This window comes from Vibrio sp. 1-1(7), assembly GCF_013048485.1.
GTDB lineage: Bacteria > Pseudomonadota > Gammaproteobacteria > Enterobacterales > Vibrionaceae > Vibrio > Vibrio fujianensis.
Genome location: NZ_VHSP01000028.1, coordinates 1 through 928, shown reverse-complemented (window position 1 = coordinate 928; position 928 = coordinate 1). Strand labels below are relative to the sequence as shown.

Below are 928 nucleotides of genomic sequence, written 5' to 3'. Positions count from 1 at the left end.
TAACGCCCTGTTAAGGTGTGAGCAACGCAATACCGAAGCTCCCGCATACCACCTTAAACACTGATACCAACGCATAGTAAAAATGCCACGCGTTGCGAATCACTCTTAAACAGTTTGTTAGTTGTTTTTTTGCATACGCTCTAGAATATAGTCTTGCAGAGCTAAACCTTTTAATTTTTGCTTGCAGCCATTTACTCGAACCCAAGTGTCACCAGATGAATTGAAAAACAAACCAATGGTGTTTGATTTTGGGACGTTTACTTCAAAAATATACCCATTCTCGGTATTTATTACTGAGTGAAATCTAACGGTGATTTTTGTTGGATCTATTGCTGGCTGAATCGTACCAATCTTAGCGTTAACTACTTTGTTTATCTCGTCCTTTTGTGCCGTTGATAGATGTAAACTTTTCACTTTACCATCGTCGCAAATGCCCCAGAAAATACTACCACCAGATCCGTTAAGGAATGCAACCACGTATTCGTCAACCAAGTTCTGGATAGATTTTGCAGGATTACTTCCTTTTACTTCTTTAAACTCATGGGTCAAATCTTCTTCTAGAGAACAAACCTCACCCTCAATGAATCTATGCTGAACATTATCTTCAACGATTTCCAGTTCATCAGGAAGAGACTCAAAAAACGTTCTAAGTTTTTTAATGCTCCCCGAACTCATACGGACAGACTGAGACATTTTATTTATAGAGCCACAACTCGCGATCAACGAATCTAGTTGCTCAAGCGCTCTAGTTTTACCAACCAGTTGACCCCAAGTTTCAATTTGTCTATTCCGTTGAGGACCACTTTGCAAACCGCCGGGATAATACCTATCGTTGATTACTTCAAACGCGATATCTAAATCCCAGTTCTTATTAATGATCACACTTGCTTCCTATTATTCTGAAGTTTGGTAAAACAACTAACGCCGC

At 39.4% G+C, this 928-nt stretch carries 1 protein-coding gene; it reads right to left on the bottom strand.

The genetic code is table 11. The features are described from left to right. Positions 1-117 precede the first annotated feature (117 nt). Entirely contained in the window at positions 118-882 is a 765-nt protein-coding gene (locus FKN05_RS16485; RefSeq protein WP_170888019.1) for an RNA-binding domain-containing protein, read from the bottom strand. Between the last annotated feature and the right edge of the window lie 46 nt (positions 883-928).